Source organism: Micromonospora salmantinae, from assembly GCF_022230905.1.
GTDB classification, from domain to species: domain Bacteria; phylum Actinomycetota; class Actinomycetes; order Mycobacteriales; family Micromonosporaceae; genus Micromonospora; species Micromonospora salmantinae.
Genome location: NZ_JAKKFG010000027.1, coordinates 33,737 through 47,409, shown reverse-complemented (window position 1 = coordinate 47,409; position 13,673 = coordinate 33,737). Strand labels below are relative to the sequence as shown.

Below are 13,673 nucleotides of genomic sequence, written 5' to 3'. Positions count from 1 at the left end.
CGCTGCCCGCGCGCCCTGACGCCGTGGGGTGGCCGGCGCGACTGGCCCGGCGCGGGCTGGGCGCTGCCGGCGGGCTGCTGCGGGGTGGCTGGCCGGCCACCCCGCAGCCACCGCTCAGCGCAGGGCGGGCTCCGCGGTGACCGGCGCGTCCCAGTCGATGACGTAGCGCTGCTCGTCGGCGACGGTCTTCTCCGGGTCCAGCACCGTGCGCACCATCAGCGGCATCAGCAACGGCATCAGCGTCCGCGCGACCGCACCGGGGGCCTTCGCGTGGTTGATCCGGGCCGCGCGGGCCGCGACCTTCTCCACCCGGCTACGACGCAGCCGTACGTACGCGGCGAACGCCGCCTTGACGTCCGGCAGGTCGCGCAGGCAGCGGGCGAGTTGTACAGCGCTCTCGATGGCCAGCGACGCGCCCTGCCCCGAACTGTTCGACGGTGCGTGCGCCGCGTCGCCGACCAGCACCATCCGGCCCCGATGCCAGTGCGGCACGGGCGGCATGATCTGCAACGATCCGACCACCTGGAGGTCGTCGGCGTTGCTGGTGCCGACCAACTCCCGGCCCGGGTCGTCGTCGCCGTAGGTGGCGCGCAGCGTGTCCAGCCACTGCTCCGCCGGTACCGCCCGGGCCTCGACGAGGCTCATCGGCCGCTGCTGCGGCAGGTTGGCCCCCCACCGGGTGCCGCCGCCGGGCTCCGGCCAGTACAGGTAGTAGCCGCGTCGGCCGAACGCGAACGTCATGGTGCCCGACTCGGCGTCCACCTCGTGCCGGGCGACGGCTTCGAAGCCGAGCAGCCCGGTGAACCGGGGTCCGGGCGCGGCCGGGTCGATCAGATCCCGGACCGTGGAACGGATCCCGTCCGCGCCGACGAGGATGTCGGCGGTCGCGGTACTGCCGTCCTCGAAGCGTGCGGTCACGCCGTCGCCGGTCTGCTCGGCGTCGACCAGCCGCTTGCCGTACGCGAACGGCACGCCCTCGGCGAATGCCTGGTCGTGCAGCACCTGGTACAGCTCGGACCGGTGCACCACGTGCAGTGGCGGCACCCCGGTCAGCGTGGGCATGTCGAGGCGGCGGCGGCCGACGGCCAGAGCGCTGCGGTCGATCGGTGTGGCGATCGCCGTCACCGCCTCGTGCGCGCCGACCGTACGCAGAGCCGCCACGCCGTTGGGCGCGAGGGCGAGGGTGCCGCCGATGCCGCTGGCCGTGGTCGGGTACGCCTCGTAGACGGTTGCGGTGATGCCGGCGCGGCGCAGCGCGAGCGCTGTCACCGGCCCGGCGATGCCACCGCCGACGACGATCGCGGTTCGTACCGTGGTCATGCTCTCTCCCTGGTGTGGTCGGTGGTGCGCGGCGCGCGGACCTGTCGTGGTCGGTGCGCGGGCGCGCGGACCTGGGAGGGAGCCCGGTTATCCTCGTGATTGCCGCTTCGGGCCGGGTGCCTTCCCAGGCGTCGGTTCGGGGTCAGGGCCCCGGTGAGGTGTTGGCGCACCTCGCCGGGGCCGCTCTTCAGCCGGTGCTGTCGGCTCTCCGGCTGCTGCTGTCGGGGCGTTCGGTGCTGTCGGGGCTGGCCTCCGGGGTGTGGGTGGTTGGGGTGTCGGGGTTGAACCTCGGGGTGTGCGTTCCCTCGGCCAACTCGGTCAGTTCGGCCGGCATCTCGCCGGTCTCGTGGAAGGCCCGCCAGGTGCTCAACCCGGGGTAGCTCCCCGAGGTCAACTCCGCGAGCAGTGCCCGCAGCCAGTCCGCCTCCGCGTCCCGCATGGCGAGGTCGTACTCCGACTCCACCAGGAACAGCCGCGGGATCTCCCGCAGGTGCGCGTCGAGGGTTTCGCGGTCCTGGCGGATCGCGGCCTCCAGCAGGTCGAGTCGTTGCCGCAGCAGGCCGGTGGCCTCGTCGGGATGCAGCGCGGCGAGCACTGACAACCCGGCCCGGAAACGGGGATGCTCCGCCATCGGGGTGGAGACCAGCTCGCGGGCCCAGTCGACCAGCTCCGCCCGCCCCGCGTCGGTGATCCGGTAGACGGTGCGTTCCGGGCGTCGGCCCTCGCGCACGCTCTCCACCGCCTCGATCAGGTGGTGTTTGTCCAGGTTGCCGATCACCGTGTAGAAGGAGCCCCACTTGAACTCCATGTCCTGGTCCTTGCCCCAGGCCCGCAGTGCGGTGGCGATCTCGTACGGGTGCATCGGCCGCTGGACGAGTGCGGACAGCACGGCCAGCGCCAGCAGGTTGCCGACCTTGCGCCGCTTCGGCACGATGACCCCCTCGCTCGTCGACGGTTACTCGTCGACGAATATACGCCGACGGCCAGAACGCGGCGACCCCTCGCGCTGGACCGTGGGCCGGAGTGGGGTGACGTACGGCGGTGCCGGGCCGGGACGGTCGGCCACGACGCTCGGCCTACGATCATCGGGTGGAGGAAGATATCCGGCGGATCGGGATCATGGGTGGCACCTTCGACCCGATCCACCACGGGCACCTCGTCGCGGCCAGCGAGGTGGCGGACCGGTTCGGCCTGGACGAGGTGGTCTTCGTGCCCACCGGCCAGCCGTGGCAGAAGGCCGACGAGCCGGTCAGCCCGGCCGAGGACCGCTACCTGATGACAGTGATCGCCACCGCCTCCAACCCTCGCTTCCAGGTCAGCCGGGTGGACATCGACCGTAGTGGGCCGACCTACACGGTCGACACGCTGCGTGACCTGCAGGCCGAGTACGGCCCGAAGGTGCAGTTGTTCTTCATCACCGGCGCGGACGCCCTGCAACGCATCCTGTCCTGGAAGGACCTGGACGAGATCTTCGAGTTGGCGCATTTCATCGGCGTGACCCGCCCCGGTTTCCCGCTGAGTGACAAGCACCTCCCGGCGGACACCGTCAGCCTGATCCAGGTGCCCGCGATGTCCATCTCGTCGACCGACTGTCGCGCTCGGGTCGCCCGAGGCGAGCCGGTCTGGTACCTGGTGCCCGACGGTGTGGTGCAGTACATCGCCAAGCGGAGCCTCTATCAGCGCTGAGCGCACCCGTTATGCCCAGGTTCGTGGCGCTAACCGACCAGAACTGGACGATCGGGGTGCCGGCGGGTATGAGACGCTTGGAGGATCGCACGCTTGATCGAAGGAGAACGGTGACGATTTCCGAACGCGCTCACGAGCTGGCTATCGCGGCCGCCCAGGCCGCCGCCGACAAGAAGGCGCAGGACATCACGATCATCGACGTCGGCGACCAGCTCGCCATCACCGACGCGTTCGTGCTCGCCGCTGCCCCCAACGAGCGTCAGGTGCTGGCCATCGTCGACGCCATCGAGGAGAGCCTGCTGGAGCTGCCGGACAAGGCGAAGCCGGTGCGGCGCGAGGGCGAGCGTGGTGGCCGCTGGGTGCTGCTCGACTACGTCGACATCGTGGTGCACGTCCAGCACACCGAGGAGCGCGAGTTCTACGGGCTCGACCGCCTCTGGAAGGACTGCCCCACCATCCCGTTCGTCGATCGCGACCTGGTCGAGGCCGACGCCAGCGGGTCCGCCGCCGCCGAATGACCCGGCTGATCGTCTGGCGGCACGGCAACACCGACTGGAACGCCGCCAACCGCGTCCAGGGGCAGACCGACGTACCCCTCAACGAGCTTGGCCGCGACCAGGCCCGCGCCGCCGCCCCGCTGCTCGCGGGGCTGCGGCCCGACGCCATCGTGGCCAGCGACCTGAGCCGCGCCGCCGACACCGCCGCCGCGCTCGCCGCGCTGACGGGTCTGCCGGTACGCACCGACGCCCGGCTGCGCGAGCGGCACTTCGGCCAGTGGCAGGGTCTGCACCTCACCGAGGTCGCCGAGCGCTTCCCCGAGGAGTACGCGCGCTGGCGGGCCGGCGACCCCGACCCGGGCGCGGATCTGGAACCCCTGCACGACCTCGGCGAGCGGGTCGGCGCCGCACTGCGGGAGGCTGCCGAGGCGGCAGCCGGCGGCACGGTGGTGGTCGCCACCCACGGTGGCGGCTCCCGGCAGGGCATGGGTCATCTGCTCGGCTGGGACACCGGTGTGCTGCGCTCCGTCGGCTCGTTGGCCAACTGCCACTGGAGTGAGCTACGGCACGACGACCGTGCGCCGGCCATCGGGCGTCCGCAGGACGTCAGCGGCTGGCAGTTGCGGGCGCACAACGTCGGCCTGATCACCGCCCCGGTCGCCGTCGACGCGGTCTGAGCACTCGCGCCTCGGCGTTCGCGGCCTCGATCGGCTAGCGTGCCGGGCATGCCCGTCGCGGTTGTCATCGACTCCACCGCCTACCTTCCGCCCGAGCTGGTGCAGGCGCACCGGCTGACCGTCGTGCCGTTGACCGTCGTGCTCAACGGCGCGGAAGGGCTGGAGGGGGTGGAGACCCAGCCGGCCGACGCCACACTGGCGCTGAGCGCCCGCCGGGTCACCGCGACCACCTCCCGCCCGGCACCCGAGCAGTTCGCCCGGACGTACCGCCGACTGCTCGACGCCGGCGCCGACGGGATCGTCTCGGTGCACATCTCCGCCGCGCTGTCCGGCACGGTGGAGGCCGCCCGGCTCGCCGCCGCCGACCTCGACGGCCGGGTCGAGGTCGTGGACAGCCGCTCGGCGGGCATGGGGCTGGGCTTTCCGGCCATCGCCGCCGCCACCGCGGCCGAGGCCGGCGCCGACCTTGCCGCTGTACGCGACGCGGCGCTGGCCGCCACCGCCCGCACCACAGTCTGGTTCTACGTCGACACGCTGGAGTTCCTTCGCCGGGGCGGCCGGATCAACGCGGCCGAGGCGTTGGTCGGCACCGCGCTGTCCGTCAAGCCGATCATGCACATGCCGGACGGGGCGATAGTGCTGCGGGAGAAGGTGCGCACCGCCAGCCGGGGAGTGGCCCGTCTCGTGGACCTGGCCGTCGAGGCGGCCGACGGCGACGACGTGGATCTCGGAGTGCACCACCTGGCCGCGCCGCAACGGGCCGAGGCGTTGCGTGCCGCGCTCACCGAGCGGTTCGGTGACCGGCTGCACGACACGTACGTCTCCGAGGCGGGCGCCGTCGTCGCCGCGCACGCCGGGCCTGGCCTGGCCTGCGTGGTCGTCCACCGCCGACCGGAGGGCTGAGCCGTGCCCACGTCGTGCGTGGTGACCGGAGGCGGTCGCGGTGTCGGCCGGGCCGTGGTGGAACGGCTGCTGGCGACCGGCGCCACCATCGTCGTACTGGAACGCGACGCCGACGCGGTCGACTGGTTGGCCGACCATCCGGCCGCCGATCGGCTCGTCGCGGTGGTCGGCGACGCCGCCGACGAGCAGGTGGCCGAGCGCGCCGCCGAGCTGGCGGACCGCGCCGCGCCGCTGACCGGCTGGGTGAACAACGCAGCGGTCTTCCGCGATGCCACGCTGCACACCGCGTCGGCCGACACGGTGCTGGACCTGATCGGGTTGAACCTGCGCCCGGCCGTGGTGGGCGCCGCGGTCGCCGTCCGCCGCTTCCTGGCCCGCGCCGCCGGCGGCGCGATCGTCAACGTCTCGTCGCACCAGGCCCGCCGGCCGGTGTCCGGTGCCCTGCCGTACGCGACGGCTAAGGCCGCCGTGGAGGGGCTGACCCGGGCGCTGGCTGTCGAGTACGGGCGGCACGGCATCCGCGCCAACGCGGTAGCGCTCGGCTCGATCGCCACCGAGCGGCACACCGAATTCCTCGCCACGCAGGAGCCCACCCAGGCCCAGTGGATCGACGCCGAGCTGACCCGGCTGCACCCGGTGGGTCGCATCGGGCGGGCCGAGGAGGTGGCCGAGGCGGTCGCGTACCTGCTGTCGCCCGCAGCGAGCTTCGTCAACGGGGTGACGCTGCCGGTGGACGGCGGACGGGCCGTACTCGGCCTCGACCCAGAGACCCGCTGACCGTTCTCGTCGCGCCGCTGCTTCGCGCCGCTGTGTTAGCCTCCGTGCGCGCCCCAGATGGGCCTACCCCCGGAGGTTCTGGCTACTTCAGCCACCACGCCGAGATCGATGCGATGTACGCGTCTCTCGTGCGGGATCCGGGGCGTCGGTGCCCTCGGGGCTTCGTCATCTGTGTGGCTGGGTGAACGCTGTGGGCCTCCGGTCGGGTCTTCGGATCGACCGGGAAGAAGACGGTACGGATGACAGTCACGTTCAACCACACCATCATCGCCAGCAAGGACAAGAGCGCCTCGGCCGCGTTCTACCGGGAGCTGTTCGAGCTGCCAGAGGCGCCATCGTGGGGGCCGTTCGCCAACGTCCAACTGGACGAGGGTGTGCTGCTCCAGTTCGCCGAGCCGCCGGTGGACATCCAGATGCAGCACTACGCGTTCCTCGTCGACGACGAGTTGTTCGTGCGCTGCCTGGCGTTCGTCGAGGGACGTGGCATCACGTACTGGGCCGACCCGCAGTTGAAGCGGGAGGGGGAGACCAACACCGAGCACGGTGGCCGGGGCTTCTACTTCTTCGACCCGTCCGGCCACGCGATCGAAATCATCACCCGGCCGTACCTGTAGCAGGCGGCGTCCGTCGTTCGTCGAGAACGGTGTCGGCCCCGGCGGGCATCGGGCCGGCACCACCCGCCCAACGGCCGGACCCTTAGAACGCCTCGTCGGCCACCCCGCTGTAGCCGCGTAGACCGTGCTGCCGAGCCAGCGCGTAGATGGCATCGAGCTGGCCGAGCATCCCTACCGGGAGGGTGAGCAGCACGTACTTCGCCGCATCGTCGGGCGCGTCGACAAGGTCGTATTCGGTCGGTTCGAGGACGTCCACCAGATCGGGCCAGCGTGACAACAGCTCGCCCCGGAAGCGGGTGACGTCGGGGTGCGGTTCGAGAGGGTCTGTCGCCCCGTCGGCCAAGCCGTCATAGATCTCGCCGGGGTCGCCCACGCCAGCCTTCCAGAACACGAAATCACTGCTCACGGCGATGCTCCTGGACTGCTCGAACGGTGACCGGTCGCTCCGGCCGCCTGCGATCGTGGCGCGGTGAGTGAATATTCTCAGGCGATCTGGTGCCGGTTGCCGAGTGCCCATCGAACGTCGGTCAAGATCAGCACGAGATCGACCCTCCGCTTCTGGGCCGGGCGGCGAGTCACGCAGCGGCGATGTCTGACTGAAACGGCGTAGCCGCCGTCTGCGGCCATAGCAGGTCGGGGCATGATCAGGGCGTTGTCCACAGTGGCGTTGGTTGTCCACAGGACGGCGTCGTCCCGCTCCGCCGTTCCGGCCACCGCCATAGCGTCGCGGTGTGTCGCACGACGAGGAGACAGAGGTACGCCAGCGCCTGCGCCGGCTGACCGAGGCGGCTGTCGCACCGCTGCCCCGGCCGGAGGTGCCGCTCGCGGGCGTACCCCAGTCGTCCCTGGTCGGCGCGCTGCCGGCGGACGTGCTGTCCTCCCAGCCCGCCGCGGAACCGTCGTCGGCGGGCCTTGCGGTCCCGCCCGAGTCGCGGTTGCCCGGCCCGTCGGCGTTCGACCCTGGGCGGCGGGGCGTGCGGGCGTTGGCGGTGGTCGCCGTGGTGGTGGTCGTGGGCGCGGCAGGTTGGGCCTGGCAGGCCCGGCCGCAGTCGGAGCCGGTCGTCCCACTGGCCAGCGAGGCCGCGTCGGCCGCGCCGGCCGGTGACCCGAGTGTGTCCAGCTCCGGCGAGTTGGTGGTGGCGGTCGCGGGCAAGGTCCGAAAACCCGGTTTGGTACGCCTGCCGGCCGGGTCCCGTCTCGCCGACGCGGTGCAGGCGGCCGGCGGCGCCCTCCCGGGGGTCGACGTGGCGCTGCTCAACCCCGCCCGCAAGGTCATCGACGGCGAGCTGATCGTGGTCGGGGTGACGCCACCGCCGGTGCCGGGCGGTGCGGCCGGGCCTGCGGCAGGTGGTGCGGCTCCCGTCGCCGGGCCGCTGAACCTCAACACCGCGACGCTGGCGCAGCTCGACGCGCTGCCCGGGGTGGGGCCGGTGCTCGCCCAACGGATCCTCGCCCACCGGGATCAGCACGGCGGGTTCAAATCCGTTGGCGACCTACGCCAGGTCGACGGGATCGGCGATGCCCGCTACGAGCAGCTCAAGGACCTGGTGACGGTGTGAGCGGGTTCTCCGTACCCGCTGACCCACCGGCCGGCGGGGCTCAGCTCGGGCCGCCGGATCTGCGACTGGCCGGGCTCGCCGTGGCGGCCTGGCTCACGGCGCTCGCCGGCCTGCACCTCGGCAGCCGCGCCACGCTGCTGGTGGCCGGCACGGCGGCCGGGCTGACGGCGATTGGTGCCGTACACCTGCTCGGCCGCCTCGGCCGTCCCCGAGCCGTGCTGCGACGCTACGGGTGGGTCGCCGTGGCGGTCGGCCTCGGTGTGGTCTGCGGTGGTGCGGGCACCGCCGCCCAGCTCGCCGTTCGCGACGCGCCGCCGATCCGTGTCCTCGCCGAGCAACGCGCTCCGGTCACCGCCGACCTGGTCGTCCGGGACGATCCGCGCCCGATCCGCAGTGCCGGGCGGCCAGGCATGTTGCTGGTCTCGACCGAGCTGGTCCGGCTCACCGGCCCGGATGGTCGGCGGATCCACGCGTCGGTGCGGCTACTGGTCCTGGCGACCGACCCGGCGTGGCGGGGCCTGTTGCCCGGGCAGCGCCTCACCGCCGACGGCCGGCTCGGCGTACCGCGCGGTGGCGACCTCACCGCGGCGGTGCTCAGCACCAACGGCCCACCGGATCGGCACGGTGCGCCGTCCTGGGCGCAGCGCGCCGCCGGGACGCTGCGTGCCGGCCTGCAACGGGCCTGCGCGCCGCTGCCCGACGACCCCGGTGGGCTGCTGCCCGGTCTGGTGGTGGGCGACACCAGCCGACTGCCACCCGCCGTCGAGGCGGACTTCCAGGCCACCGGGATGACCCACCTCAACGCGGTCTCCGGCTCCAACGTGGCGATCGTGGTGGGTGCGGTGCTGTTGCTGGCCCGGTGGTCGCGCGCCGGCCCGTGGCTCGCCGCCGCGCTGTGTGGGGTGGCGCTGGTGGGGTTCGTCATTCTCGTGCGCCCGTCGCCGAGCGTCGTACGGGCAGCCACGATGGGAGCGATCGGGCTTGCCGCGCTCGCCGCCGGTCGACCTCGGGCGGCACTGCCCGCGCTGGCCGCCGCCGTGACCGTGCTGGTGCTCGTCGACCCCGAGTTGGCCGGGGACCCCGGGTTCGCCCTCTCCGTGCTGGCCACCGGTGGCCTGCTGCTGCTCGCGCCACGTTGGCGGGACGGGTTGCGTCGGCGAGGCGTCCCGCCCGGGCTGGCCGAGGCGCTGGCCGTGCCGGCGGCTGCCCAACTTGCCTGCGGCCCGGTCGTCGCCGGGATCTCCGGCACGGTGAGCCTGGTGGCGGTGCCGGCAAACCTCCTGGCGGTGCCGGCCATCGCCCCGGCGACCGTGCTGGGCGTGCTGGCGGCCATGGTGTCGCCGATCTGGCCGGCCGGCGCCGAGTTCGTCGCGTGGCTGGCGAGTTGGCCGGCCTGGTGGCTGGTGCTCATCGCCCGCCAGGGTGCTCGACTGCCGGGTGGCACCCTGCCGTGGCCGGGTGGGGTGCCCGGTGCACTGCTGCTGACCGGGCTGACCGTCGCGCTGCTGATCGCGGTGCGCCGGCCACTCGTACGCCGGCTGGTGGCGGTGGTCGGGGTCGCCGCCGTGCTGGGTGCCCTGCCGGTTCGGCTGGTGGCCGCCGGCTGGCCGCCCGCGGGGTGGGTGGTGGTGGCCTGCGCGGTGGGGCAGGGCGACGCCCTGGTGCTCCCGGTCGACCCCGGCCGGGCCGTGGTGGTGGACGCCGGGCCGGAACCGGGTGCGGTGGACGGTTGTCTACGTCGGCTCGGCGTACGGGAGGTGCCCCTGCTGGTGATCAGTCACTTCCACGCGGACCACGTGGGCGGGGTGGCCGGGGTGTTCCGGGGGCGGCGGGTGGGTGCCGTGCTGACGCCGTCGTCCACCGACCCGGAGAGCGGTCGGGACCTGGTTCGGGCGGCGGCCACCGGCGGGCGGGCCGCGCTGCTGACCACAGTGGCCGGCGCTCGCCACCCCGTGGGCGGGGTCGACCTGCTGGTGCTCGGCCCGCCGTACCCGCTGGCCGGGACCAGGTCCGACCCGAACAACAACTCGCTGGTGCTGCGCGCCACGGTGGCCGGGGTACGGATCCTGCTGGCCGGCGACGCGGAGACCGAGGAGCAGCACGCGATGGTGGCGCGGGCGGCCCCCGGCCAGTTACGGGCGGACGTGTTGAAGGTCGCGCACCACGGGTCGGCGTACCAGTACCAGGGCTTCCTCGACGCGGTGCGGCCGGCGGTGGCGCTCGTGCCGGTGGGCACGGGCAACACCTACGGGCACCCGAGTCCGGGACTGCTCGCCCAACTGGGCAGGGACGGCGTGCGGGTGCTGCGTACCGACACGGACGGCTACGTGGCGGCGGTCCGGACGGACGGCGGTCTGGCGGTGGCCCGACGAGGTGTGCCCGCGAGCCGACAGCCTTGAATAGGTCTTCGGTTAATCGAGCGAATTGCGGATTTAGCGAACAATTGAGTTGGATGTCTGGATTTGCGCTGTGTGCGGGCTGCGCCGATCAAGCAGCGAATGAGCAGGCACGATCCCGCCGCAGGCCGTGCGAATATGGGCGGCGTGACCCCCGCCAGCCTCGCCCCCATTCTGCTCGTCCTCGGTGACGAGGAACTGCTCGCCACGCGCGCGGTCACCGAAGCTGTCGCGAAGGTTCGCAGTGTGGACCCCGAGGTGGACGTCCGCGAGTACCAGGCCAGTGCGCTCACCGTCGGCGAGATCGCCGAGATGCTCAGCCCCTCGCTGTTCGGCGGGCGGCGGCTGCTGATCCTGCGTTCCGGCCAGGACGCCCGCAAGGATCTGGTCGCCGCGCTGTTGGCGTATGCGAAGAATCCCGACCCGGAGGTCCAACTGCTGGTGCTGCACCTGGGCGGTGCCAAGGGCAAGGCGTTCGCCGACGGCCTGCGGGCGGCCGGCGCGACGGTGGTCCCGGCCGCCAAGCTCAAGGGGCACCGCGATCGGGTGGCCTTCGTCCGCGACGAGATCCGGCGGGCCGGCGGAAGGTGCACCGACGACGCCGCCGAGGCGCTCATCGCCGCGGTCGGCAACGACCTGCGTGAGCTGGCCGCCGCCTGCTCCCAACTGATCGCCGACACCGATGGGCGGATCAGCGCCGAGGCGGTCTCCCGTTACTACCGAGGCCGGGTCGAGGTGACCGGCTTCACGGTGGCGGACGCCACGATGGTCGGCGACGTGCCGGCGGCGCTCGAGGCACTGCGCTGGGCCCTGCACGTCGGGGTCGACCCGGTACCCATCGCCGATGCCCTGGCCGACGGGGTGCGCACTGTGGCCCGGGTGGCGTCGGCCGGGCGGGGTAGCCCGTACCAGCTCGCCAGCAGCCTCGGAATGCCCGCCTGGAAGATCGAGCGGGCGCAGCGGCAGGGGCGGGGCTGGACGCCGGAGGGCCTGGTCCGGGCCATGCAGGTCGCCGCCGAGTGCAACGCGGCCGTCAAGGGCGGCTCCGACGACCGGGCGTACGCCCTGGAGCGTGCGGTCTTCTCGGTCGCGGCGGCCCGGCAGGGCAGCGCCAGGTGACGGGGGCGAACCGCCCAGCGTGGGCCACCATTCCCGTGGACGAGGAGCGGTACCGGCCGCTCTACGCCCGGCTCCTCGGCCTGCGGTTCGTCAACCCCGGCGGCGTGCTGTGTTTCCTCTTCTTCGAAGGTGCCATCGCCCTTGCGGTGCTGCTCGCCCTCGCCGAGTTGGTCAGCTGGTGGGCGGTGCTGGTGCTGCCGGCAGTGGTGGCCGCCATGGTGAAGCTCAACGACATGGTGGCCGCGATCGTGGTCCGCTCCGCCGCGCTCGTGCCCGAGCAGGAACGGGACCGGTTTCGCCGGCAGATGGAACCGGTGGTCGGCCGAGCCCGGGTGGAGTGGGTCTCGCACAGCGTTCCCGGCGTCGTGATCACCGCCGACCCGTTGCCGCCGCCCCGGCGGACCAACCCGTCAGACTGAGCGCCGACCCCGTCGGAGCCCATCGCACAGGAACGGCCGGCCGGAGAAACGCGTCCGGCAGCACGCACAGAACGGCCGGCCCGGATAGACCCGGCCGGCCTCTGGACACGCGGAAACCCCGGGCCTGGGGCCCGGGGTTTTCCGAATCAGTCTGACGGTGAAGTCGTCAGGCGGAGAGCGACACCACGCGCTTCGCGATCGCGGACTTGCGGTTCGCGGCCTGGTTGGAGTGGATCACGCCCTTGCTGACGGCCTTGTCCAGCTTGCGCGAGGCGTCCAGCATGAGCGCGGTCGCCTTCTCGACGTCACCGGCCTCGGCAGCCTCGTGGAACTTCCGGACGGCGGTCTTCAGCGACGACTTGACCGACTTGTTGCGCAGCCGGGCCTTCTCGTTCTGCCGGTTGCGCTTGATCTGGGACTTGATGTTCGCCACGCGACAGCCTCGTCTTGATAGCTCGGGTTGGTCAGCTTATTGCGCGTGATGACGAACGTGCGTCATCGCTGCGCGAAGAGCCAGGTTACCAGGTCGCCCGGGACGAGCCAAAACGGCTCGGCCTTCGCGCGAACGGACCCGGCCCGTCGGGGACCAGGTTACGCCCTCGACCACGGTGGCGCCCCACCGCCAGCCCTGGGCAGCCGGTCCGCGTCACCGGGAGTCCAGGCTGCCCCAGGCCGGTCCGCGTCACCGCCAGCCCTGGCGGCGGGCCAGCCAGTCGAGCGACTGCTCGCCGCTCCACCGCTGGTGGGCGGGCAGGTGCGGCGAGGCCGTCGGCGGTGCCGCCGCAGCGCCGGTGAGGTAGTAGCCGGCCAACGCGGCCAGTGTCGCGTCCAGCGCGTCCGGGGGCGCGCCGGCGGTGGTCGGGTGCGCGGCGAAGAGCCGGTCCGCGTCCAGCCCGCTGGCGTACGCGGTGAGCAGCAGGCCGGCCAGGTCGAACCAGGCCGGCCCGGTGCAGACCCAGGTCCAGTCGCAGAACCAGGCTCGACCGTCCGGGCCGATCAGCACGTTGTCGACCCGCAGGTCGCCGTGGATCAGGCCGGTCGCGCCGGCGGCGTACCGGGGGAGGAGGGATTCCAACTCCACCAACTCGGGCAGCCGGTCCAGCAGCGGCGCGGGCAGTGGCGGGGTCGGCTCCCGACCGGCGGCGACCTCCTCCCACCAGAGGATGTCCGACCGGGCCAGATCGGCCAGGTGCGGCAGGCCGAGCGCGGTCAGCTCGGCCGGCGGGTCGGCCAGGGCGGCGGCGATCCGCGCGTACCCGGCGAGGGTGGCGTCCAACTCGGCGGGCACCCAGGGCAGGTGCGGTGTGTGCCCGTCGACGGCGTCGGTGCACAGCACGAACCAGCCGGCCGCGGAGAGGGTCCACCGGGGGCGGGGCGCCGGCAGGCCGGCCGGCAGCCGGTCGAGGATCGCGGCCTCTCGGGCGTACCAGTCGACCAGATGCGGTTGCTCGGCGGCGGGTGCGGCCTTGACGAAGGCCCGACCACCGTCGGCGGTGTCGAGCACGGCGGCGAACCCGCGGGTGAAGCCCGCGCCCGCGACCCGGGCGGTGACCACCGGCGCGCCGAGCCGGTCGGCGACCGCGGCCCGCAGCGCCGCCGGTAACGCCGGCCACGACGGGCGCAGGGCGCTCGCGTGGTACGGCACCGGCGGCAGCAGGGAAGGGGACATCCCACCATGCTGCCCCGGGGTACGTGCGCGACGCACG

16 protein-coding genes are annotated in these 13,673 nt (G+C 73.0%); 10 read left to right on the top strand and 6 right to left on the bottom strand.

Translation table 11 applies throughout. From position 1 onward, the window contains the following. Nucleotides 1–114: 114 nt before the first annotated feature. On the bottom strand, nucleotides 115–1,320 hold the full coding sequence (locus PSH03_RS21270; protein ID WP_238690194.1) for an FAD-dependent oxidoreductase: 1,206 nt from the start codon (nucleotides 1,318–1,320) through the stop codon (nucleotides 115–117). A gap of 187 nt (nucleotides 1,321–1,507) precedes the next feature. Next, nucleotides 1,508–2,251 (bottom strand): PadR family transcriptional regulator, encoded by a 744-nt coding sequence (locus PSH03_RS21265; RefSeq protein WP_238690193.1) that lies wholly within the window; start codon nucleotides 2,249–2,251, stop codon nucleotides 1,508–1,510. Between the two features lie 158 nt (nucleotides 2,252–2,409). On the opposite strand from PSH03_RS21265, the gene nadD reads away from it, so the two are divergent. The 6 genes from nadD (at nucleotide 2,410) to PSH03_RS21235 (ending at nucleotide 6,474) form a co-directional block, all read left to right on the top strand. Continuing rightward, nucleotides 2,410–3,006, top strand: coding sequence for a nicotinate-nucleotide adenylyltransferase (gene nadD, locus PSH03_RS21260; RefSeq protein WP_030336528.1), 597 nt, complete (start codon nucleotides 2,410–2,412; stop codon nucleotides 3,004–3,006). Nucleotides 3,007–3,116: 110 nt separating this feature from the next. Continuing rightward, complete coding sequence (rsfS, locus tag PSH03_RS21255; RefSeq protein WP_210785344.1) at nucleotides 3,117–3,524, top strand: ribosome silencing factor; 408 nt, start codon at nucleotides 3,117–3,119, stop codon at nucleotides 3,522–3,524. Then, nucleotides 3,521–4,180, top strand: coding sequence for a histidine phosphatase family protein (locus PSH03_RS21250; RefSeq protein ID WP_238690192.1), 660 nt, complete (start codon nucleotides 3,521–3,523; stop codon nucleotides 4,178–4,180). The genes rsfS and PSH03_RS21250 overlap by 4 nt, the downstream gene beginning before the upstream one ends. A gap of 48 nt (nucleotides 4,181–4,228) precedes the next feature. Continuing rightward, nucleotides 4,229–5,083 carry a DegV family protein gene (locus tag PSH03_RS21245; RefSeq protein ID WP_210785346.1) on the top strand — a complete coding sequence of 285 codons (855 nt, stop codon included), beginning with the start codon at nucleotides 4,229–4,231 and terminating at the stop codon, nucleotides 5,081–5,083. A 3-nt stretch (nucleotides 5,084–5,086) separates the two neighbouring features. Then, entirely contained in the window at nucleotides 5,087–5,860 is a 774-nt protein-coding gene (locus tag PSH03_RS21240; protein ID WP_238690191.1) for an SDR family NAD(P)-dependent oxidoreductase, read from the top strand. Nucleotides 5,861–6,099: 239 nt separating this feature from the next. Continuing rightward, entirely contained in the window at nucleotides 6,100–6,474 is a 375-nt protein-coding gene (locus PSH03_RS21235) for a VOC family protein (protein WP_238690190.1), read from the top strand. An 82-nt stretch (nucleotides 6,475–6,556) separates the two neighbouring features. On the opposite strand, the gene PSH03_RS21230 is transcribed toward PSH03_RS21235, so the two are convergent. Further along, a complete protein-coding gene (locus tag PSH03_RS21230) occupies nucleotides 6,557–6,880 on the bottom strand; it encodes a hypothetical protein (RefSeq protein WP_238690189.1) in 324 nt (107 codons plus the stop codon). A gap of 77 nt (nucleotides 6,881–6,957) precedes the next feature. Further along, nucleotides 6,958–7,188: a hypothetical protein gene (locus PSH03_RS21225; RefSeq protein WP_210785350.1), complete on the bottom strand. Its 231-nt coding sequence runs from the start codon at nucleotides 7,186–7,188 to the stop codon at nucleotides 6,958–6,960. 17 nt (nucleotides 7,189–7,205) lie between these two features. On the opposite strand from PSH03_RS21225, the gene PSH03_RS21220 reads away from it, so the two are divergent. The 4 genes from PSH03_RS21220 to PSH03_RS21205 all read left to right on the top strand — a co-directional run bounded on the left by PSH03_RS21220 (nucleotide 7,206) and on the right by PSH03_RS21205 (nucleotide 11,967). Next, nucleotides 7,206–8,033, top strand: a complete 828-nt coding sequence (locus PSH03_RS21220; protein WP_238690188.1) for a ComEA family DNA-binding protein — start codon at nucleotides 7,206–7,208, stop codon at nucleotides 8,031–8,033. Beyond that, nucleotides 8,030–10,432: a ComEC/Rec2 family competence protein gene (locus PSH03_RS21215; RefSeq protein ID WP_238690187.1), complete on the top strand. Its 2,403-nt coding sequence runs from the start codon at nucleotides 8,030–8,032 to the stop codon at nucleotides 10,430–10,432. The genes PSH03_RS21220 and PSH03_RS21215 overlap by 4 nt, the downstream gene beginning before the upstream one ends. 135 nt (nucleotides 10,433–10,567) lie before the next feature. Next, nucleotides 10,568–11,548 carry a DNA polymerase III subunit delta gene (gene holA / locus PSH03_RS21210; protein WP_210786071.1) on the top strand — a complete coding sequence of 327 codons (981 nt, stop codon included), beginning with the start codon at nucleotides 10,568–10,570 and terminating at the stop codon, nucleotides 11,546–11,548. After that, nucleotides 11,545–11,967 (top strand): hypothetical protein, encoded by a 423-nt coding sequence (locus PSH03_RS21205; RefSeq protein WP_238690186.1) that lies wholly within the window; start codon nucleotides 11,545–11,547, stop codon nucleotides 11,965–11,967. Before holA ends, PSH03_RS21205 begins: the two co-directional genes overlap by 4 nt. A 166-nt stretch (nucleotides 11,968–12,133) precedes the next feature. On the opposite strand, the gene rpsT is transcribed toward PSH03_RS21205, so the two are convergent. Further along, nucleotides 12,134–12,400 carry a 30S ribosomal protein S20 gene (gene rpsT / locus PSH03_RS21200; protein ID WP_030491765.1) on the bottom strand — a complete coding sequence of 89 codons (267 nt, stop codon included), beginning with the start codon at nucleotides 12,398–12,400 and terminating at the stop codon, nucleotides 12,134–12,136. A gap of 249 nt (nucleotides 12,401–12,649) precedes the next feature. Continuing rightward, nucleotides 12,650–13,636 carry a phosphotransferase gene (locus PSH03_RS21195; RefSeq protein WP_238690185.1) on the bottom strand — a complete coding sequence of 329 codons (987 nt, stop codon included), beginning with the start codon at nucleotides 13,634–13,636 and terminating at the stop codon, nucleotides 12,650–12,652. Between the last annotated feature and the right edge of the window lie 37 nt (nucleotides 13,637–13,673).

What these genes read in the sequence shown, in the direction of transcription:
- holA (WP_210786071.1), top strand. Translation starts at nt 10,568, where the DNA reads ATGGGCGGCGTGACCCCCGCCAGCCTCGCCCCCATTCTGCTCGTCCTC.
- PSH03_RS21235 (WP_238690190.1), top strand. Translation starts at nt 6,100, where the DNA reads ATGACAGTCACGTTCAACCACACCATCATCGCCAGCAAGGACAAGAGC.
- PSH03_RS21195 (WP_238690185.1), bottom strand. Translation starts at nt 13,636, where the DNA reads ATGTCCCCTTCCCTGCTGCCGCCGGTGCCGTACCACGCGAGCGCCCTG.
- PSH03_RS21250 (WP_238690192.1), top strand. Translation starts at nt 3,521, where the DNA reads ATGACCCGGCTGATCGTCTGGCGGCACGGCAACACCGACTGGAACGCC.
- PSH03_RS21270 (WP_238690194.1), bottom strand. Translation starts at nt 1,320, where the DNA reads ATGACCACGGTACGAACCGCGATCGTCGTCGGCGGTGGCATCGCCGGG.
- PSH03_RS21245 (WP_210785346.1), top strand. Translation starts at nt 4,229, where the DNA reads ATGCCCGTCGCGGTTGTCATCGACTCCACCGCCTACCTTCCGCCCGAG.